Below are 21,852 nucleotides of genomic sequence, written 5' to 3'. Positions count from 1 at the left end.
TATTGGTTGAACCGGGGGAAGTTCAACCAGTTTAGGGGAGCATTCCTACAAGTATGCGCTTATAGGACGTTAGTGCTTACCAGAAGATCCAAGCGAACAAAGTCAGAACTAGGATACAAACTAGGTTTAACACCATACCGATTCGCATCATCTCTTTCTGCTTAATGTGGCCTGATCCAAACACGATTGCGTTAGGTGGTGTCGCGACTGGCAGCATGAAAGCACAAGATGCAGCTACCGCAATCAGTGCAGACAAGATAACTGGAGACATACCCAGCGCTTCTGCAATAGTCGCAAATACAGGGACAAGCAATGCCGCACTCGCTGTGTTACTCGCAAACTCTGTTAGGAATACCACGAAGGCTACCACGGCTAGAATCGTAAGCAGTACGCCAGCTGTTTCTAAAAACCCGCTTAATGAGTGTGCTAGGAATACGCTAGTTCCTGTCGCTTTCAGAATATTACTTAAACAGATACCGCCGCCGAACAGGATAAGTACACCCCAGTCCGTAGTTTTCTCAACGTCTTTCCATTCTACAGCTCTAGAAGCACCAAGCAGTACAATCGCACCAATCGCTACCAAGCTATCGAACTTAGAGAAGCCGCCGATCATTGCGTTGATTGGCTTACCGAATATCCAAAGCGTAACCGTTAACAAGAAGATAGATAGCGTGATTTTTTTGCTGTTCGTCCACTCTACAGGAGCGTGGTCTAGCTCGAATTTGTGGTCAAGCTTTGGCTTCGTCATCACATAAAGAATGAACATCGCGATTGGCATCAAGATAAGTGAGATTGGAAGACCTAGCGCCATCCACTCAGTAAAGCTCAAGCCAACTTCTGCAGCGGCGATTGCGTTCGGTGGGCTACCCACTAAGGTCGCGATACCACCAATCGATGCACAGTAAGCGATACCCAGCAGCACGAACACGTACGTGTTGCGGTCTTCACTTTGGTCGACTTTGTTCATGATGCCAAGAACAAGAGGAAGCATCATTGCTGTGGTGGCTGTGTTTGATATCCACATGGATAGGCCCGCACTCACACCGAACAACATGAACACAGCTACTGACATTCTACCTTTTGCTATCAGCAGTACTTTGTCTGCAATCGCTTTATCTAGCTCTTGCTTGTTCAGTGCGGCTGCCAACGCAAAACCACCCATAAATAAGAAGATGATAGGGTTTGAGAAGTTAGCCAGTGCTGCAGGCGTGTTGAATACACCAAACAAGACAGCCAATAGGGGAACGAGCAGAGCGGTGATGCTGACGTGAATAGCTTCTGTTAACCATAGAATGGCAACGAACACGAGAATACTTAACCCCGTATTCACTTGCGCTTCGAATGGCAGGGTATTGAGCAAAACTGCAAATAGCGTGAAATTACCAATTAATATCATGCTGTTGCGGGTAAACAACCAGTGTTTCAGTGTAGTAACAAGTGCCGTCATAAGACGCTCCTTTTGTTTATCCTCGTTTTATTGGTGCACGACTTCATTGAGTTGTGCTTATTATTTTCGAGGTATATAGCTTGATGTAGGGTCAGACTTTGTTGGAAGAATGTTACTCAAGTTAATAAAGGAGTGTTGGTGTGTTTTTGCTTAACAATGGTGAAGTGTGAGGCAACAAATTCAAAATGTGTAGTTTTCTACACATCGGTCTCTGCGGGGTCTGCAATCGGGTTTGTTGTAGGGTTTACAGTGGGGTCAGTAATAGGGTTTGGGATCGGAAATGATTCCGGTTTTGGACTCGGTTGAATCGGCTCTTTAGGTCCAAGGAACTTTGGCGTTGTTCCCATAATATACAGGTCAAGAAACGCTTTGGTACGCGCAAACACTTCACGTAAACGTATTGAGCTTCCCGAATGGTGGGTTGGACCTGAAACCGCTAAACACTGCGCGTGAATATCGTAAGAGTTAGCGATGAATAGCGCTCTTTCACAGTGGAATTTTTGAGTGATGATCAGAAAGTTATCGGTATCGAATATCTTTTTGGCGCGAACAATCGAGTCCAAGGTTCTGAAACCCGCGTAATCTAGATTGATGCGTTCCTCGGGGACGCCCGCTTTTAACAAGTCGCGCTTCATCGTCCACGGTTCATTGTAAGAGCGATGAGCGTTATCGCCGCTCAGTAGAAATTGGTCTACTTTTTCACGATCGAAGAGCTCAATTGCGGCTTCGATTCGGTGCTTATAATAGTCGTTGAGTGTTCGACCCAAATATTTGCTCGTGCCAAGCACAACGGCGACCTCAAGCTCGGGCACTTCATCTATATCGTAGATGATGCGATCTTCCGCTTGCCATGAAACCCAATAATCGATCGCAATAACCGCAGCGCTGCCTACTAAGAACACGAGGAAAGCGCCAAACAGAAAACCTTGCAGTTTCTTGTAAGCTTTATTTAAGTAGCTACGGATAATGTGAGAATCAAATTTCACTCTCGGTATGGTCCTTTGACTGAGCATTAATTTTTGAGTGCTCGATAATACCAAATAAAAATGAGAAAAATCAGTTAAAAAGACAAGACAGTGTAAAGAAAAAAGCCCCTGCGATTGCAGAGGCTCTTGTAAGAGTGCTATTTGAGAACAAGTATGCTCTATTAGAATGCAGTACGCTTGTAGCGACGGTAAACCGGCTGCCAGAAGTGCTGGTCAATCGCTTGTTGCAATGCTTCTTCAGTGATCTCTAGAGCAACACCTTGCTCAATCGCTTTTTTACCAACGGCAAAAGCAATCTTCTTAGATACGGTGTGGATCTCTTCCAATGGTGGAAGTAGAGCGCCTGTGCCATTGATTGCTAGTGGAGAACACGTTGCAAGTGCACGGCTCGATTCCATTAGCATTTCGTCAGTGATGCGTGAAGCGTTCACAGCCAGTACACCAAGGCCAATACCTGGGAAGATGTAGCTGTTGTTACATTGAGCGATTGGGTAAGTCGTGCCGTTGTGAACCACTGGCTCAAATGGGCTACCTGTTGCAACAAGTGCTTGGCCATCAGTCCAACGAATGATGTCGTTTGGCGTTGCTTCAACACGGCTAGTTGGGTTCGACAGTGGGAACACGATAGGGCGTTCACAGTGTAGGTTCATCTCTTTGATGACTTCTTTGCTGAATAAACCTGGAGCACCAGATACACCAACCAATACTGTTGGTTTCGCGTGGCGAACAACGTCTAATAGAGAGAAACCAGTGCCGTCGCTTTCCCAGTCTTTGGTGTTTTCGTTGGTTTGAACCAGACGCTGTTGGAAATCAAGCAGGTTTTGCATTCCTTCCTGTAGCAGACCCCAACGGTCAACCATGTAAACTTGAGAGCGAGCTTGTGCATCGCTGATACCTTCAGACACCATTTGAGCAATGATAGCTTCAGCAATACCACAACCTGCAGAACCCGCACCTAAGAAGGTGATTCGTTGATCTGAAAGTTTGCTGTTTGCTGCTTTACATGCTGCAAGTAGAGAACCAACCGTTACAGCTGCTGTGCCTTGGATGTCATCGTTGAAACAACAGAGGCGATCTTTGTAACGCTCAAGCAGTGGCATTGCGTTCTTTTGTGCGAAATCTTCGAATTGAACTAATGCATCAGGCCAACGACGTTGAACCGCTTGGATGAACTCTTCAACGAATGCATCGTAGTCAGCACCTGTGATACGAGGGTGACGCCAGCCCATGTACATTGGGTCTGCAAGACGTTGAGGGTTGTTCGTACCCACATCGAGCACGATTGGTAGCATGTAAGCAGGGCTGATGCCGCCACACGCTGTGTAAAGTGCTAGCTTACCGATTGGAATACCCATGCCACCGATACCTTGGTCTCCCAAACCAAGAATGCGCTCACCATCCGTAACCACGATAACTTTAACATTGTGGTTTGTCGCATTATTCAGTAGATCATCGATACGATCGCGGTTCGGGTATGAGATAAACAGACCACGGCCACGACGGTAAATATTTGAGAAGTTCTCACATGCTGCGCCAACCGTTGGCGTGTAAATGATAGGCATCATTTCAGAGATGTGGTTTTGAACTAAACGATAAAAAAGCGTTTCATTAGTGTCTTGGATGTTACGAAGGTAGATATGCTTATCCATATCACTTTCGAAGTTACAATATTGTTTGTATGCACGTCCTACTTGCTCTTGGATTGTTTCGGTTGTTTCCGGTAACAAACCTTCAAGGTTGAAAGAACTGCGCTCTTCAGCCGAGAATGCGCTGCCTTTGTTTAGAAGAGGTGTACTTAGTAGAGCAGGACCAGCATAAGGGATATATAGAGGGCGTTTATCGTTGTTCATTGGATGCCTAATATGGGAGAAAGGGTAACTGAAAAATGATAACGGTTTAGTTATTCAATTGTAAATAGTTTCTCCGCGATCTGAGCAAACAAAATGATATTCTTACCTCTGTCCCACACTTATCGAATTTCAACACGATAATTCGTTATACTCTGCACACACTTTTTCGCAATTCTCCATTTTATGTCATTACTTCCCATCGATGCTTATCAAAACGTATTCCACGAACAAATCGTTAGTTCTCACCTTGTCGTAGAGGCTGAAACCGGATCAGGTAAATCAACGCGCTTACCAATTTGGGCTTCTCAACATGGGCGAGTGTTGGTGGTGGAGCCAAGACGCATCGCGTGTACATCACTGGCTAAATATTTAGCGCAACAATCGGGAGAAAAGCTGGGTTCAAAGGTTGGCTATGCGATTAAGCTAGAGTCGGAGTACAACGAGCAAACAGACGTTGTGTTTGTGACGCCCGGTATCGCGCTGCGTTGGCTGTCAGAAGATGGATTAGCTAACTTCGATGTGATTGTGGTGGATGAATTTCATGAGAGACGTTGGGACATTGATCTGCTGGTGGCGATTCTGAAGCAAAAAGCGAGTCATCGTTTGGTGATCACTTCAGCAACCATTGAAGGTGAACGCCTTGCTCAGTATTTGGAGGCGAATCGCATACGCTGTGAAGGACGAACTTATCAAGTTGAGATTGAACACCGAGCGAATGAATCCAGAGCTCTGCCGGATAGTCGACATCTAGAGCAGCGCATTGCTGAAGAAGTGAATCATCAATTGATAGCGTCTTCTGGCGATATATTGGTTTTTCTGCCGGGTAAAAAAGAGATCGTGCAATGTGAACAGGCCTTAGCGAAAAATCCAGATATCCAAGTCGTTAAATTACATGCGTCGGTGAGTGATAAAGAACGAGATTTGGCGCTCTCTGGTCGTAATATCGATACTAAAAATGACGGCGATAGTTTACGAAAAGTCATTTTGGCGACCAACGTTGCTGAAACCTCATTAACCATTCCTGATATTGGCGTGGTGATAGATTCAGGATTAGAAAGACGCACCGTCCAGCGTAATGGCAGAACCACATTGATGCTTAAATCCATATCACGAGCGAGTGCCAAACAACGAGCGGGCCGCGCGGGTAGGGTAATGGATGGTGTCTGTGTTCGTTTGTATGGCGAACATGCGGCGTTGGAGTTGGTTACGCCTCCTGAACTACAGCGTGAAGAACTGACCGAACCTATGTTGGCGGCGGCATGTTGTGGTGCGACTCTAGAGAGTCTGTCTTTCCTTGATCCTATTCCTGAAAAATCATTAAACAGCGCGACTCAAACCTTGCTGAGGATGGAAGCGATTAACGCCGACCATCAAATTACCGAGCATGGTAAAAAGCTGTATCCGTTGCCGATAGATGCTTTGTATGCCGATATCGTTACTCGAATCAAACCCAAATCATTAAAAGAAGCGATGGTCGATCTCACTGCGGCGTTGTCCGTTCCTGCTCGTTTGTATCAGTTACCAAACAATGCAGAGCACCTAGAAGCGCTCGCGCAACAAGAGAAAGAAGGGTGTGATTTATCTTTACTCATACAGGTTGTGCGTGGTCGCGAATATCCGCATTTAGACATCGACCAGCAAGCACGGAATGAAGCTCAAGGTCTGGCTAAGCAAATGCGTGAGGTATTTGAACTTCCGCAGTTAGAGGTTGCCTCTCGCTACCAACGCACCGCTCTACTTGAAACCATTATTCAGCTGCATCCTGAATTGGTGTTTGTACGCCGACTGAAAAGAACAGAAGCCTTTGCTAACGGGATGTTAGAAGTAGTACTCGGCCGTCAGAATCGCTTCCCTGACAATGCACAAGCGATGTTGGTGTTGGACACTCACAGCTTGCCGGGGCGCGGTGTGAAGCAAACATTCACATTAGCGACGACCACTGCTCCTATTCCTTTAGAACTCGTTGTTGAAGCAGAATTAGGTGAATGGCAGCAAGGTGAAACTGTGGTCAATGACGAGGGTGTGTTTACCGAAATGGCATTGGTGTACGCTGGCCGCACGATTAATACCAAGCTCGTTGCGGCAGAAGGTCAGTTATCTTTGAAGCCTATCGTTGATCTTGTGGTAAGTGGTGCTCAGCTTCCTGGCTTTGCAGAGGTTCGCACTCAAGAGATTAAGCATTGGCAATTGTACGTGAAACTTGGGTTAGATGAACAAACCAAATATACGCCAGAGATCGAGCAATTGAGCTTTGAACTATGGTTTATAGAGCAACTGGAAGTGTTAGGCGTGACGGATGTCAGTGAGCTGGAAATGTTCGAACATGACGATATTCCCTTTGATGGTATACCTACTTGGCTGTATAACGAATTCTCGGAAAAATACCCGTTTTCATTGTGTCTTGCCGACTTGCAACTTGAGGTGGAATACCTGACTGGAAGGAAGTTGATTTACGTTCATTATCAATCGGGTAGTCGGAAGTTATCACCAAAACGTTGGGAGCTACCCACATGGTCTGGGTGGCGTATTCAATACAAAAAAGCGAGCCGAATAATTGATATCAAATAGATGGATAACTTTTATCTCTAAAATATTAATCAAATAGGTGCATATATGATTTTTCAGTGCTTATTTTGTTACAAGTTTGATTTTTATATGCCTTTTTAACCAATCAAAAGGTCATAAAAGACTATTCTTCTATATCCTATTGCTATAAAGAAAAAGTTGATAGATATTGAGTATATTGTGTTGCCAAAGTGTCGGGGGACATCATGGATAAACAGGAAGAAACGCGTGTAGAGTTCGATTACACAACATTTCTTGGCGCCTCATGCAGTAAAAAATGGACTTTTCTGGAAGCACTCACCACAATTGCGCCAGTGTTCAGTACCGTTTGGCGAGATAGCATTAAAGAGCTGGGTACCCCAGAGGATCGCTTATGGCAGATGGCATTGAAATCAATGTCGACACGTAAAAGCGATGAATCAAACATTGTTACTTTGCTTAAGCTTGCCAAGCTCGAAGGTATCAATGAACTTAAGGTGGTTATGCCATATTCTCTTGAAGAAGAGCAGATCGAGTACATCGAATCGCGCAGTCATTTAGTGATTGCGGGTAATTCTGGGGAAGAGTTGACGATTAGGTTGTAACTCAGTCGCCTATAAGCTCTCTCAAAGGATATAAAAACGTACACGTAAAAAGGGCCTCAATATTGTGAGGCCCTTTTAGTATCTAAAATCTGTGCTTTCTAGCTTTCTAGCTTATTAGCTTATTAGCTTATTAGCTTATTAGCTTTTTATCTTAAGATTAAGCAATTAAGCAATTAAGCAATTAGTCGATTAGACCATAGTTAGCGCGCAGAACATCAATGATCTCTTGCTTAGGATTTTCGCTCAGTACGATCTCTGCACCTGTGATTTTCGCTGCGATATCAAGGTAAGTGCGAGACAGAGACATTAGCGAATCAAGAGGCAGTTCATTGTCACGAGCCAATGCCTCACGTTCTGGCATGCGTTCTTTGTTCAAAAGAATGTCGGCATCAGGGAAGTAGTTAAGCAAGAACTGACGGAAGCCTTCTTTTGAATTCTCAACGATGTTGCCGTTGTTGTATTCCTGAGTATCCCAAATGCGAGATGAATCTGGAGTACCGACTTCGTCCATGTAGATAAGTTTTTCTTTACCTTGAGCATCGTTGACGTAGCCGAACTCAAATTTTGTATCAACAAAGGTTTGGTCTACTTTTGCTAGCGCTTGGCTGATTACGTTGAAGCCTTCTTTAAGCAATTTTTCGTAATGAGCGATGTCGCTTGCTTGAGTAAAGTTGAATGCTGCGAAGTTATCTTCGATGTTGTTACGTGTGATGTTCACATCGTCAGCTTCTGGAACGCCAGGAATATCTCTCAGAATCCCTTTAGTAGAAGGCGTGATAAGTAGCTCAGGCAGCTTCTTGTCTTTCTTTAGGCCTTCAGGCATCTCGATACCACAGAATTCACGTTCGCCGTTCGCGTACGCACGCCACATAGAGCCTGTGATGTATTGACGACAAATCGCTTCAATCATGACTGGACGAGCTTTTTGTACAATCCATACGAATGGGTGAGGGATATCAAGGATATGACTGTCAGCAAGGCCGTTGTCTTTAAACAATTTGAACCAGTGGTTAGAGATAGCATTCAGAGCCGCTCCTTTACCTGGAACACCTTTTAGATTCCCTTCACCACGCCAGATGCAATCAAATGCAGAGATACGGTCACTGATCACCATGATGGCTAAAGGCGCATCTGGTGCTACATCGTAGCCTTTCTCTTTAATTAGTCGTTGGCTATCTTCTTCAGTTAACCAGTAGACTGAGCGAACCTTGCCACTGTGGACAGGTTTGTCAGTACGGATTGGTAGGTCATCATTTACGGCAAGAACTTGATCAGCAAGGCTCATTTAGACATTCCTATCTTTTATCAAACGTCATACAGAGAAGTGCGGTGTGCACATGATTAGACGGGCATTATACCCAATCTACTGTTTGCTTCCAGAGAAAAAGCAAACGATTGCTAAATCTATTAATCAAATAAAAAACCCTGCTTAACTATCCGCTTAAAAATTGGCGAGTTGTAGGGCAGGGGAAGGCAGTATGTTTGGACCGTGTTTTTGAGCTAAAAGATTAAGCTATGTTTGTGAACCAAAATGTTAAGCAACGTAGATCAGTGAATACGCTCTGAATTTGCATCCATAAAGAATACTTCACATTGAAAGCGCATTCCTAATGTTCTTAGGTATTGCTGGCTGAACTGATCAATCGATGCACTTGCAACAATCGCACTCGCATTCTTAGAGCGGATGGCTTTCTCAACCGTTTCAACTTCCGTCATCTGGTGAGAGGCTTTCATGTGAATAACGCGGTCACAGCACACGTTGTGTTGCTTAAGCTGCTTAGCCGATGGTCGTGGCGTTTGAGCTGTAAACAGCAACCACTGATGTTGATTGGACAGCAACGCCATTCTTGCAAACAACGCTTCCTCGTTTGAATTTTTACTTTTACGAGAAGCTGATGTAAATGCGCAGTGAACTAGCGGGCTAGAGTGTTGTGCTTTAACGTGTGCTTGAATCATTTTGCTGTCCTTATATACATGCTGTATGTGTATACAGTAGTTTTAGTTGCTTATAAGATCAAGCCTTTTTTGCGGGATTATTGGACGATTCTGTCTGGAGTTATGGATGAAATATAATTAAGTAATTGAAATGATTCAATAAATTAAATTTGAATGAATTTGTTGTTTTGTCTCATAAGTTGAAATAATGTGATTTCTATACAGGTGTATACAGTGGTTTTTACAGAAAAGTACTGTATACACCTGTATAGAAGATAAGAAGATAAATCCCAGATACAAAAAAAGCGCCTTAGGCGCTTTCTTATATTTCACGGTGTTGCTTATCTCAATGTCGCTTGGGAGAGTTTTGTTCTCATTTCCATTTCACCAATATTGAACTGGCGAACATCAATGGTTGCAATATCATTGCACTCTTTACATGCATGATGACACTTACCATCTAGGTAGTCGTGCTTTTTTACTAGGCTTGGCTTTTTGCACCAATCACAAACGCCTTCTATTGTGAACATATTTTCTCCTCACCTGTTTAAGTCAGGTGTATTTTCGGCGCAAATTATGACACAAGTAAGACCCATTAGTTAATAGTTTGTTACCCGTTTTTGAGAAGGTGATCGATTGCAACACCAATAAAATCGATATCTCCGTGAATTGGAAAGTCAAAGTTGTTTGGTTATTTACGATTTTGTAACACTTTGTAAAATGGTTTTTAGCGCATTGTTCAAACGTTTCATTTCTTCGTCACATCCGTGACCATCTGGATGGTAGATCTTTGATAGCTGTTTGTATCGGATCTTGATGCTTTTTTGGTCAGGTATTGAACTCGGTGTGTATCCAAACAGAGCGCAAGCCACTTGTAAATGACTTAGGCTTTTGCTGTTTTTCTGCTTCTTTAATTCGTTATAAATGGTTTGAAGCTGACGCTTTTGCTGCTTAATGGTGAAATCCTTCGAGTTAAGTTGCGCTTCAAGAGTCTGTTGTTGCTGATTCAATTCACCAGACTTTAAAATCTGTCCCTTTCTCGAGATCACCAGAGTCCCACTGATACTCACGATAGAAATCAAAATGGCCAGTATTGCGCCAATCATATAGTCAGAGTTCGTTAGATTAGAGCTTGCCGCTTGCCCATTATAGGGCTGAACGGAAGGGAATGAGCTTGATAGCCCTTGATTAGGTCGTTGTTGACCAGACAGCGCCTGACTTGTACTGGTTTCAGTATTGACGTCATCATTGAGCTTCTCAATCGAAGAGATCTGCTTAGCACGCTGTTGGTTGAATTGTGCTTCTAAAACACGGTTGTAACCATCTTCTGCTTGTGGATTATTTTGTAAGGCTGCTTCATACCATAGTTGCGCGGCATCTAGTGGTTGAAGGAGCTCCTTATCAAGTGAGGATTCGTAGATCTTTGCTACTTTTATAGGCGCTTGCTTGTTACCTTGCAGTGCCGCTTTGATAAACCACTCTAAGGCCAGTTTGTTATCTTGTTCGACACTTATTCCCGCCAAATACCACTCACCGAGTTTAAATTGCGCATCTCCATTGCCATTATCTGCAGATTGCGAGTACCAATAGAATGCGTCATCGATGTTTTCAGGCACATCCGTTTCCAATTCATACGCTTGCGCCAATTGGTATTGAGATGCTGGATCTTGAGGTTGTGAACCTAATGACAGCTGAGGGCTACTTTCTGCATGAACCAAATGTGTTGAGAATAACTGTATCGTGGCAAAGATGAAGGCGAGAAGCAGAGTTCTTAGAGGCGATGATGTCAGAAAGTTGGATAGGATAAGCAAAAGATAAGTCTCGTAAAAAAGCCCAGAATCGATATGTCAGTATGAATATGCTTTATGGTTGTTGGCTATTATTATCACGTTAAATGAATAACATAACTGATAAACAACTATATAGAGGTTAATTCAATAGATAAAGACGGACTGGGCTTTAATCGTGCTACTTAAGCGGCAAGATTTGAATTTCTACGCGACGGTTACAAGCACGACCTTGAGAGGTGTTGTTGTCACACAGAGGGTAACGCTCACCGTTACCACGAGCAATGGCACGACCTGCTGCAACGTCTTGAGAGATCAAGAATGCACGAACAGATTCAGCACGACGCTCAGAAAGTATTTGGTTCGTCGATTCGCTGCCAGTGCTGTCAGTGTGACCTTCAATCACTAGGCTAGTGTCCGGGTATTCAACTAGGATGCGAGCAACGCCGCGAAGGGTATTGTGAATGCTTGATTCCAAAGCGTAAGAGCCAGAATCAAAACCGATGCCGTTTTCTAGGCGAAGTAGAAGTTGGTTTTCGCCAACGCGTTCAACTTGAACGCCTGAATTCATTAGCTCTTCACGAAGGGCTGCTTCTTGTCGGTCAAAGTAGTATCCAATACCACCACCAACAGCCGCGCCACCTGCCGCACCAATAAGTGCACGTTTACCTCGGTCTTTGGAGTTACCGGTAGCAGCACCAGCAACGGCACCAGCAAGTGCACCAATTAGAGCGCCTTGAGTTGCAGAGTTAGTCTCAGATTCGCCAGTTGTAGCGTTTTGGCGTTGAGTAGCCTGACAACCCGTTAAAGCGATAGTAAGCGCTAGGGCTAGTGTGATTTTTTTCAACGTATTTTCTCCATCATGTACTTCTGTCAAACGAATGAATCCGAATGACAAACATAGTCCTGTAAATTTTGCTGATGGTTTTATCAATACGAAGAAGTAATGTAAAGTGGCTCTATGATTTAGTTATCTTTTTAGCTGCCTGGGTACCGCCAACTGGTCGATTAACAGACAATTTACGACCTTTCTTCAAACCAACTTCATAATCGGCGGTGAGGTTTTTCATCGCTTCTCTCAGTTGCTGTTTGAACGTTTCACGGTCGATATTTTTGAACTCTTTATCAATGTAGTTATTGATTTTGTTGTTTGACTCGTCGTCTGGAGTAATGGTTGGCAACTTTTCAAGCGCACCTTCTACCCAGCCAGAAACGTAAGAATTTACGCGACGAGTGACTTCTAGCGAACCTGTGCCAGAGCCAGCAAAGCTGTTTCTGAATTGGCCTGTGTGTTCATTCAGTTCGCGATATATAATATCGAACGCAAAGGCTGCGAAGATCGCACGGTCGGCTTCCCCTATGAACTCAACACGCTTGAGGCCTTTGTGGTTCAGTAACACGGCTTCTACGCCAAATTTGGTGTTGATACCGCGAATAACACGCAGCAGTGTAGAACTGATATTTGCAGGTAACAGGTGGCTGGACTGAGTTTTCCCCATCTTGATAAATTCAATATCGTCTTTTTCGAGACCATATTTCAGCATCAAGTTATGCGCCATCTTTATTGCATTGGCAGCTTCATTGACGTTCGCAGAATTACCAAGCTCAAGGCACTTGGCAATTTTCTTTAGGGCTTTTTTCTTATCCATCGACTACTTAATCATTACTGCAAATTTTTAAAAGTCCAACATTTTACATGTTTTCGCGGGTAACAGAAAGGCAAAACTGGTTTGATGAACACGTGAGGCGTTAACATTGGATTGTGTGAACCGACTTAGCGCCAAAAACAAAAACGCCATCAAGAGCATTGATGGCGTTCGTGACACGATTTTTAAGACTGATTAGAGCATTCGCACACTAAATACCCAGCTCATCGAGTAGATCTGCTGCAGAATCATTGCCTGAGCTTTGTGTTGGTTTGTTCGCTTCTTGCATTTTTTTCTGAGTCGCTTCAAGAATGCTATCTGGGCATTCGTCTTCAGCGATTTCAAATTCTTCCAATTGGATGAATTCGGTCTTATCCATTGCAAGCTCAAGATAGAAGATGTTGTTGTTCGCCGTCGAGAAAGTCACACGGCGAGCTTGTGGACGATCCAGGTTAGTATCAACTGAAAGGTTCACCTGCTTGTTCAGTGCCAGCATTTTCGGTTGGTTCTGCGTGATGTTGGTTTGCAGTTCCTTGCGAATTTTATTCGTGAAATCACCAACTAGTTGGTTCATTAACTCGCCTAAAACATCGCCCACTTCGTCAGACGTGTGAAGTACTGCTAACTCATCTTCTGGCATGCCCATGTTACGCATGTAATTGGTATAGATCTCTAGCGCCGCTTTAGACGTAAAATTGATGACAACAAGACCAGAAAAGCCGCCATCAAACAGAACGAAGCAACCAAAATCTGGTTTAAGGCTTGTCTTGTTAATCTTTTGCACCATAGCTGAATAGGACACCTGAGAAGCCGTCGCTGAAGTGAGTACGCTTGAGACTGATTGGCATAGTTTAAGAAGAATATCTTCAGTTGTGACTGTTTTGTTTTTTTTCATTGTTATGTGCTCGTGGAGATGTCTTAAACAAAATGTTATTCAGTATGTTGTTACTGAATTAAGACGAAAGTGACTATTTCTCCATTCTTGCACTGAGATTCTGATTTGATCACCTTTTTATATGATCTTAATAGTAGTAAAGTGACGAAATTCAAAGAAAATTATTAAAAATCTCAGATAACCCAATGCTGATAGGATCAGCGAAGTAGGGGCAGGAAGCAAATGTTACCAAGACTTCAACTCAATGCTGATGTCGATCCAGTTGTCGTACGCTTTTTAGATGAACTAAAAACAGCGGGCTTTACTGGCGACATTGAATCTCAATATTCTAGCCGTTTGGCTGTGGCGACTGATAACAGTGTCTATCAGCAATTGCCGCAGGCGGTCATCCTTCCTAAAACAACGCAAGACGTTGTGCTTATCGGTAAAGTGGTTTCTAAATCCGCTTACGAACGTGTGACGTTTTCCCCTCGTGGTGGTGGTACCGGAACCAACGGACAATCTTTAACAAAAGGTGTCGTGGTTGATCTATCACGATACATGAATAAGGTTCTTGAGATTAACGAGAAAGAAGGCTGGGTAAGAGTTCAGTCTGGTGTCGTTAAAGATCAATTGAACGACGCTGTTCGCCCTTATGGTTACTTTTTCTCTCCAGACCTTTCTACCAGTAACCGAGCAACCTTGGGGGGCATGATCAATACCGATGCTTCTGGCCAAGGGTCATTGAAGTACGGTAAAACGTCGGACCATGTATTGTCACTGCAAGCGGTGTTTGCAGATGGTTCATGTCTTGAATCTGATTTATCACATGGCTTACCCGTTGAGGGTGAATTCGCTCACCATGCACTTGCGGTGACTGAGGCGGTTTGTCGAGACAAGCGCGCTCAAATCTTAGATAAATTCCCTCCGTTGAACCGCTTCTTAACAGGCTATGACCTAAAGAATGCAATTAACGAACAAGACGACAGCTTTGACCTGACTCGTGTTCTGTGTGGCGCTGAAGGCTCGTTGGCATTCATCACGGAAGCAAAATTAAACCTAACCAAGATTCCAAAAGCGCGCACACTGGTTAACGTGAAATACAACACGTTTGATTCTGCGCTGCGTAATGCGCCGTTTATGGTGGAAGCGAAAGCTTTGTCTGTTGAAACGGTTGATTCAAGAGTATTGAACTTAGCGAAGCAAGACATTGTTTGGCACACCGTGAGCGACCTGCTTATGGATGTACCGAACAAAGAGATGCTCGGCATCAATATGGTTGAGTTTGCAGGCCAAGATGAAGCGGAAGTTGAACAGCAAGTTCAAGCGCTGACGGCACGCCTTGAAACCATGGTTGAAAGCGAAGAGGCCGGCGTTATTGGCTTCCAAGTTTGTAGCGATTTGGCGAGTATTGGCCGAATCTACAACATGCGTAAGAAAGCGGTGGGTTTATTAGGTGCGGCGAAAGGCCGAGCTAAGCCGGTCGCTTTTGCTGAAGATACCTGTGTTCCACCGGAAAACTTGGCGGACTTCATCTCTGAATTTAGAGTGTTGCTCGATTCAAAAGAGTTGAACTACGGCATGTTTGGCCACGTTGACGCGGGCGTACTGCACGTTCGTCCAGCATTGGATCTGTGTGATCCGATGCAAGAAGCCTTGATGCATGAAGTCTCTGATGAAGTGGTTAAGCTGGTGGCAAAATACGGCGGCTTAATGTGGGGTGAACACGGTAAAGGCTTCCGTTCTGAGTATGGTCCAGACTTCTTTGGTGAAGAGCTGTTTACCGAATTAAGACGAGTTAAAGCAGCATTCGACCCGCACAACAAGATGAACCCAGGCAAAATCTGTACGCCTTTAGAAAGCGATGCTGAATTGGTGAAAGTTACTGATACTAAGCGTGGCTTTTACGACCGTCAGATCGACGTACAAGTTCGTGATAGCTTCAAGCAAGCAATGGAATGTAACGGAAACGGTTTGTGTTTCAACTACGATACTAGCTCGCCAATGTGTCCTTCAATGAAAGTGACGGCAGACCGACGTCATTCACCAAAAGGCCGCGCAGGCTTGGTAAGAGAATGGTTGCGTCAACTTACTGAACAAGGTGTTGATATTCTCGACCTTGAGCAAGAAGCGTTGAAAGATAACACACCCGTTAAGACTATGATTGAGCGTGTTCGCAATACGATGAACAAACGCCATGAGTACGATTTCTCGCATGAAGTTCATGAAGCGATGAATGGTTGTTTGGCGTGTAAAGCATGTGCGAGTCAGTGCCCGATTAAAGTCGATGTGCCGAGTTTCCGTTCTCGATTCTTGAATATCTATTACTCACGTTACCAACGCCCAGCAAAAGACTATTTAGTAGCAAACATTGAGACAATGCTGCCACTCATGGCGAAAGCGCCAAAAGTAGTGAACGCTGCATTGGGTCAAAAGTGGATACAAACCGCAACGGCGAAAACGGTCGGTTATGTCGATGCGCCGTTGATGTCGGTGCCGACACTAAAAAATCGTCTGGCGAGCAAAGAACTGCAACTCTTCGATCTTCAATATCTAGAAGGGCTCTCTTCTGACCAGAAGAAACAGCATGTATTGATCGTTCAAGACCCGTTTACTAGCTTCTATGATGCAGAAGTAGTTGAAGACTTCGTTACCTTGGCTCAGAAGCTTGGTAAAATTCCGGTGCTACTGCCGTTTAAGCCAAATGGTAAAGCGCTGCACATTAAAGGCTTCTTAAGTCGTTTTGCGCGTGAGGCTAAATCGACGTCTGATTTCTTGTCGATGGTCGCTGATATCGGTATTCCTTTAGTGGGTGTCGATCCTGCTTTGGTACTTTGTTACCGCGATGAATACGTCGAAATCTTAGGTGACAAGCGCGGCGATTTTGGTGTGCTTACCGTGCACGAATGGTTAATGCCATCGCTAGGTGAGTTCGAAGCGCGCTCTGCAAGTGAAGAAATGTGGTACTTGTTTGCTCACTGTACTGAGAAGACCAAAATGCCGAACGCTGAAAAAGAGTGGGGCACTATCTTTAAACATTTCGGTGCTGCGTTAACCAGCGTTCCTGTAGGTTGTTGTGGCATGGCGGGCACCTTCGGGCATGAAGTCGATAAGTTGCAAATGTCGAAAGATATATACGGTCTAAGTTGGAAGCCAAGGATGCAAGACTTACCGAAAGAGCGTTGCTTAGTGACAGGTTATTCCTGCCGCAGCCAAGTGAAGCGTTTTGAGGGTGAGAAGCTTGCCCACCCATTACAGGCGCTAGCCAAAATTCTTTAATACATTTAGCCCAGCAATTGCTGGGCTTTTTTCTAAACTAACAATGGAATTGTTAATAAGGAAAGCTATGAGACTTCTAGAGTTAAAAGTACCACCCGTCGCACTATTCATTATTGTATTCATAGTCTCGTACTTGTGCGCCCAGGAGCTGAGTTTAGGGACATTGGCATTGCCTTATGGAATTGTTGTGCTCGCTGTTGGGATTGTATTGAGTGGCATCATTGGAATATTAGGCATATGGGAATTTCGAAAACAGAAAACCACCGTTAATCCGATCAAAGTCGAAACTGCATCGTCAGTCGTGGACAGCGGTATTTTTGGCTACACGCGAAACCCAATGTATTTAGGATTATTCATCCTACTGTTTTGCTTCGGTTACTTCTTCCAAAACCTGTTAAGTGTTTTGCTTAGCTTTGTATTCGTGGTTTACATGACCCAGTTCCAAATCAAGCCAGAGGAGCGTGCTCTAGAGCAATTGTTCGGCGCAGAATATGTTGATTACAAACAAAAGGTTAGGCGTTGGATATGATGTGCCTATTTGAGTGCGGGCTTGAGTGACTTAGCGTAATCAGGAATCTAAAAAGAAAAGCCCAGCTTGAGATTATCAAGCTGGGCTTTATTGATCTTGTTCTAGAGTTATTTACATCACGTGGTGTAAATAAGGATGCTGATTAAGCAGCTGCTGCGAACTGAGCTAGAAACATCTCTTTACGTTCGTTGAAGCGGTTTACTAGGTCGTCTACAGAAGCTTGGTCGTATGGCTTAAGACCACTTGCTACCATACGCTTCACGCCTTTACCGACAACTTCGCCGTCTTCTTTGAAATCGAAGTTCAGTGTCACGATGCCACGCTTGCCTTCAACATCAAAAGTCGCACCAGAGAATTCAACTTCTGGGTGAGATAGGTCTAGACGAGTAAATTCAACTTCCATGCTCTCGTAAATCACAAGAGGGCGTTGGCAGTTGATCATCATCTGTTGCTCTTCCATAAGAGGAACCATGATGTGTGGGAAGTTCATACCAGAGAACTTAACGTAGTTTGTTACTACGTGCTCAATGAACGCTTGATCGTGGCTCTTTTCACCTTCACAAGACATGTGTAGGTACTCTTTGCCTTTCTCGTCAACCAGTGAGCTTTCTTTCTCACACTTGTTGTCAACGCTTAGCGCAATACCGTTACCCACCATACCTGAAAAATCAAAACGCATTTTTTGGCTGATGCCTTCTTTTTGCAGAAGTACTGCAAACAAAAGATCGCCAGGCACGCAGAAGCGCTTGTTGTCTTCATCGTGAATTGGGTTGAAGTCAGCGGCTACTTTTTTAGCAAAGTGGCTAGCCTGTTCACGAGTGAATTGAAATTGATTGTCTTCAGTTGAAAAGTAAGGTGTCAGAAACATAGTATCGCTATTAGTCATCAAATCTGGCATGGATTATAGCTAACTAACTTCGATCTAATGGTCCATCCAGTTAACTTTGCTTATATATCAGTCAATTAGATAAATACGTTGGATGGTATGTGACGATTTTAAGGGAGATGTTGCCTTTGGCTCAATGCAACAAGGGCTAATCGATAGCCCTTGTTTATATGACACTCTAATGGGTGTTGTTCAGAATGTTTTTGCTTTAAAAGCTACACAAAGTGCCTTCTGGCATTAGGTGATTATGAACGGACAATTTGAGCAATAAGTTCGCTTGTTCAATATCCGGTGCAAAATATCTGTCTTTGTCGTAGAAGCTGACTTTTTCACGCAGAATCTGTTTCGCTTCTTCCACACGAGGAGACGATAGATTCGGAGCGCGGAAGTCTAGCCCTTGTGCTGCTGCTAAATATTCTACTGCTAATATCCCACGGGTGTTTTCAGCCATGTATCTAAGCCTACGAGCGGCAAAGGTAGCCATTGATACGTGGTCTTCTTGGTTTGCTGAAGTAGGTAGGCTGTCTATTGACGCCGGGTGAGCCAATGTTTTGTTCTCACTAGCCAGTGCAGCAGACGTTACTTGAGCAATCATAAAGCCTGAGTTCACGCCGCCGTTATCGACTAAGAAAGGTGGCAGTTTGCTTAGCGCACTATCAATCAACAACGCCATTCTACGCTCTGACAAGCTACCGATTTCAGCTATCGCTAGTGCAAGGTTATCCGCAGCCATCGCGACGGGTTCTGCGTGGAAGTTACCACCAGAAATGATGTCGCCATCGTCAGCGAAAACAAGCGGGTTGTCGGATACGGCATTTGCTTCAATGTTTAAGGTTTCTGCTGAGTTACGAATTTGCTGTAAACACGCCCCCATCACTTGAGGCTGACAACGCAGTGAGTAAGGGTCTTGAACCTTTTCACAACAAGTATGTGATTCGCCAATTTCACTCTTTTGATCAAGCATATGTCGGTAAGCAAGTGCTGCATCCATTTGGCCACGGTGACCACGAACGCGGTGTATACGAGGGTCAAACGGACGACGACTACCTAGCGCTGCTTCTACAGACATCGCACCACACACGGTTGCAGACGCAAACAAATCTTCAGCTGCGAACAGACCTTCTAATGCAAAGGCAGTTGATGCCTGAGTACCATTCAACAACGCTAAGCCTTCTTTAGGAGCAAGTGTGATTGGCTCTAAGCCAGCGATTCGCATTGCTTCTAAGCCTGTGATGATTTTGCCGTTGTGACGTGCTTGGCCTTCACCTAGTAGAACTGTACTCATGTGTGCAAGGGGAGCGAGATCTCCAGAAGCGCCAACTGATCCTTTCTGTGGCACACACGGGTAAACTTGCGCGTTCACTAGATCGATAAGAGCATTGATGACTTTAAGTCGGATACCTGAATAGCCACGAGACAAGCTGTTAATCTTGAGCACCATCATCAAACGCACAGTTTCATCAGACATGAATTTGCCAATGCCCGCCGCGTGAGAAAGTACGATACTTTTCTGCAGTACTTCGAGATCTTCAGGCGCAATTTTGGTATTTGCTAACAAGCCAAAACCCGTATTGATGCCATACACAGTGCGATCTTCAGCAATCACTTGCTCGACAACGTGCATGCTCGCTTCAATATCAGGAATCGCTGCTGGATCGAGTGATAAGTTCACAGGGCTACGACTAATCTTACGAAGTTCAGGTAGGCCAAGAAGTCCTGGTTTAAGTAATAAATTCAACATGTTCTCTCCAGACATTAAAGGCGACGAAGTTCTTCGTTTAGCATAGGTAAATCAAGCTTCTGCTCTTTAGCACACTGCTTGGCAATATCGTAACCCGCATCAGCATGACGCATAACGCCAGTGGCCGGATCATTGTGAAGTACACGAGCAATACGTTGCGATGCATCTTCACTGCCGTCACAACAAATCACCATACCGGAGTGTTGTGAGAAGCCCATGCCAACACCGCCACCGTGGTGCAGAGAAACCCATGTTGCGCCGCCTGCAGTATTTAGCAGAGCGTTCAATAGAGGCCAATCTGATACGGCATCTGATCCATCCATCATACCTTCTGTTTCGCGATTCGGGCTTGCAACTGAACCTGAATCTAAGTGGTCACGACCGATAACAACCGGTGCTTTCAATTCGCCATTTTTAACCATTTCATTGAATGCTTGGCCTAAACGTTCACGATCTTTCAAGCCAACCCAACAAATACGAGCAGGTAGGCCTTGGAACTGAATGCGTTCACGCGCCATATCTAGCCAGTTGTGTAGATGCGGGTTATCTGGAATCAATTCTTTTACTTTTTGGTCTGTTTTGTAGATGTCTTCAGGGTCGCCAGATAGAGCAGCCCAACGGAATGGACCGACGCCTTCGCAAAATAAAGGTCGTATATATGCAGGAACGAAGCCTGGGAAATCAAACGCGTTTTCCACACCTTCTTCCAGTGCCATTTGGCGAATGTTGTTGCCGTAATCTACAGTCGCAGCGCCACGGTATTGAAGATCTAGCATGGCTTGTACTTGAATCGCCATAGATTGCTTAGCGGCTTTCACTACTTTCGCTTCATCAGCTAAACGTTCTTGAGCCGCTTTTTCCATTGTCCAACCTTGAGGCAAGTAGCCGTTCAGTGGATCGTGGGCAGAGGTTTGGTCAGTCACTACGTCAGGCGTGATGTTGCGTTCAACTAACTCTGGGAATACATCAGCAGCGTTGCCTAATAGGCCAACAGAGATTGGTGTGTCTGATTCTTTAATCATTGCCATCGCTTCATCGATGCTGGTGGCTTTTTTGTCGACATAACCAGTACGCAAGCGATAATCGATTCGTGATTCATCACATTCAACCGCAATCATCGAGAAACCTGCCATTGTTGCAGCAAGAGGTTGAGCACCACCCATACCGCCAAGGCCACCAGTAAGAACCCATTTGCCGTTTGCTTCACCTTGGAAATGCTTCTTCGCGATAGCAACAAACGTTTCATAAGTACCTTGAACGATGCCTTGAGAGCCAATGTAGATCCAGCTGCCTGCTGTCATTTGGCCGTACATCATCAAGCCTTCTTTATCGAGCTCGTTGAAGTGCTCCCAGTTTGCCCAGTGTGGAACAAGGTTAGAATTCGCGATCAGTACGCGAGGTGCGTTTTTATGAGTCGGGAACACGCCCACAGGTTTACCTGATTGAACAAGTAACGTTTGGTCGTCTTCTAAACGCTCTAATACTTCAACAATCTTGTCATAACATTTCCAATCACGCGCAGCGCGACCAATACCACCATATACAACCAGTGCATGTGGGTGTTCTGCCACATCAGGGTCTAGGTTGTTCATCAGCATACGCAGTGGTGCTTCTGTTAACCAAGATTTAGCGCGCAAAGTGGTGCCATGAGGTGCGCGAATTTCGCGAGTCGTGTCGAGACGAGGGTCACTGTTGTGGTGTTCCGTCATTTTGGAATTCCTTCTGTTTCACGTTATATCGTTG

17 protein-coding genes are annotated in these 21,852 nt (G+C 44.6%); 4 read left to right on the top strand and 13 right to left on the bottom strand.

Annotated features, from left to right (window positions below):
• Positions 1-76: 76 nt before the first annotated feature.
• The 3 genes from ITG09_09775 to ITG09_09765 all read right to left on the bottom strand — a co-directional run bounded on the left by ITG09_09775 (position 77) and on the right by ITG09_09765 (position 4,283).
• The gene (locus ITG09_09775) at positions 77-1,447 is read right to left on the bottom strand and encodes a DASS family sodium-coupled anion symporter (GenBank protein UPR51004.1); all 1,371 of its coding nucleotides are present in this window, start codon (positions 1,445-1,447) and stop codon (positions 77-79) included.
• A 197-nt stretch (positions 1,448-1,644) separates the two neighbouring features.
• Entirely contained in the window at positions 1,645-2,433 is a 789-nt protein-coding gene (locus ITG09_09770; GenBank protein ID UPR51003.1) for a YdcF family protein, read from the bottom strand.
• Positions 2,434-2,594: 161 nt separating this feature from the next.
• The gene (locus tag ITG09_09765; protein UPR51002.1) at positions 2,595-4,283 is read right to left on the bottom strand and encodes an NAD-dependent malic enzyme; all 1,689 of its coding nucleotides are present in this window, start codon (positions 4,281-4,283) and stop codon (positions 2,595-2,597) included.
• 183 nt (positions 4,284-4,466) lie between these two features.
• Here ITG09_09765 and ITG09_09760 point away from each other — a divergent pair, with 183 nt between their 5' ends.
• Both ITG09_09760 and ITG09_09755 read left to right on the top strand, forming a co-directional pair.
• Entirely contained in the window at positions 4,467-6,851 is a 2,385-nt protein-coding gene (locus ITG09_09760; GenBank protein ID UPR51001.1) for an ATP-dependent RNA helicase, read from the top strand.
• Between the two features lie 203 nt (positions 6,852-7,054).
• On the top strand, positions 7,055-7,432 hold the full coding sequence (locus ITG09_09755; GenBank protein ID UPR51000.1) for a transporter: 378 nt from the start codon (positions 7,055-7,057) through the stop codon (positions 7,430-7,432).
• Positions 7,433-7,613: 181 nt separating this feature from the next.
• Here the strand turns inward: ITG09_09755 and ITG09_09750 are convergent, their stop codons facing one another.
• The 7 genes from ITG09_09750 to ITG09_09720 form a co-directional block, all read right to left on the bottom strand.
• The gene (locus ITG09_09750; GenBank protein ID UPR50999.1) at positions 7,614-8,717 is read right to left on the bottom strand and encodes a phosphoribosylaminoimidazolesuccinocarboxamide synthase; all 1,104 of its coding nucleotides are present in this window, start codon (positions 8,715-8,717) and stop codon (positions 7,614-7,616) included.
• A 263-nt stretch (positions 8,718-8,980) separates the two neighbouring features.
• Complete coding sequence (locus ITG09_09745; protein UPR50998.1) at positions 8,981-9,388, bottom strand: hypothetical protein; 408 nt, start codon at positions 9,386-9,388, stop codon at positions 8,981-8,983.
• Between the two features lie 320 nt (positions 9,389-9,708).
• Positions 9,709-9,897: a hypothetical protein gene (locus ITG09_09740; GenBank protein UPR50997.1), complete on the bottom strand. Its 189-nt coding sequence runs from the start codon at positions 9,895-9,897 to the stop codon at positions 9,709-9,711.
• 165 nt (positions 9,898-10,062) lie between these two features.
• Positions 10,063-11,178 carry a J domain-containing protein gene (locus tag ITG09_09735; protein UPR50996.1) on the bottom strand — a complete coding sequence of 372 codons (1,116 nt, stop codon included), beginning with the start codon at positions 11,176-11,178 and terminating at the stop codon, positions 10,063-10,065.
• 157 nt (positions 11,179-11,335) lie between these two features.
• Entirely contained in the window at positions 11,336-12,001 is a 666-nt protein-coding gene (locus ITG09_09730) for an OmpA family protein (GenBank protein UPR50995.1), read from the bottom strand.
• 112 nt (positions 12,002-12,113) lie between these two features.
• Positions 12,114-12,803 carry a DUF2786 domain-containing protein gene (locus tag ITG09_09725; GenBank protein ID UPR50994.1) on the bottom strand — a complete coding sequence of 230 codons (690 nt, stop codon included), beginning with the start codon at positions 12,801-12,803 and terminating at the stop codon, positions 12,114-12,116.
• A 208-nt stretch (positions 12,804-13,011) separates the two neighbouring features.
• Entirely contained in the window at positions 13,012-13,695 is a 684-nt protein-coding gene (locus tag ITG09_09720) for a DUF3334 family protein (GenBank protein ID UPR50993.1), read from the bottom strand.
• 222 nt (positions 13,696-13,917) lie between these two features.
• On the opposite strand from ITG09_09720, the gene ITG09_09715 reads away from it, so the two are divergent.
• Both ITG09_09715 and ITG09_09710 read left to right on the top strand, forming a co-directional pair.
• Positions 13,918-16,953, top strand: a complete 3,036-nt coding sequence (locus ITG09_09715) for an FAD-binding oxidoreductase (protein UPR50992.1) — start codon at positions 13,918-13,920, stop codon at positions 16,951-16,953.
• Between the two features lie 67 nt (positions 16,954-17,020).
• Positions 17,021-17,482 carry an isoprenylcysteine carboxylmethyltransferase family protein gene (locus ITG09_09710; protein ID UPR50991.1) on the top strand — a complete coding sequence of 154 codons (462 nt, stop codon included), beginning with the start codon at positions 17,021-17,023 and terminating at the stop codon, positions 17,480-17,482.
• A 142-nt stretch (positions 17,483-17,624) separates the two neighbouring features.
• Here ITG09_09710 and ITG09_09705 read toward each other — a convergent pair whose 3' ends face one another.
• The 3 genes from ITG09_09705 to ITG09_09695 all read right to left on the bottom strand — a co-directional run bounded on the left by ITG09_09705 (position 17,625) and on the right by ITG09_09695 (position 21,818).
• The gene (locus ITG09_09705; protein ID UPR50990.1) at positions 17,625-18,350 is read right to left on the bottom strand and encodes a DUF3581 domain-containing protein; all 726 of its coding nucleotides are present in this window, start codon (positions 18,348-18,350) and stop codon (positions 17,625-17,627) included.
• 226 nt (positions 18,351-18,576) lie between these two features.
• Complete coding sequence (gene hutH / locus ITG09_09700; protein UPR50989.1) at positions 18,577-20,109, bottom strand: histidine ammonia-lyase; 1,533 nt, start codon at positions 20,107-20,109, stop codon at positions 18,577-18,579.
• 14 nt (positions 20,110-20,123) lie between these two features.
• Entirely contained in the window at positions 20,124-21,818 is a 1,695-nt protein-coding gene (locus ITG09_09695; GenBank protein UPR50988.1) for a urocanate hydratase, read from the bottom strand.
• Positions 21,819-21,852 lie beyond the last annotated feature (34 nt).

The sequence above is a fragment of the Vibrio cyclitrophicus genome (genome assembly GCA_023206055.1).
GTDB lineage: Bacteria > Pseudomonadota > Gammaproteobacteria > Enterobacterales > Vibrionaceae > Vibrio > Vibrio cyclitrophicus_A.
This window is presented reverse-complemented; position numbering and strand designations above follow the sequence as displayed.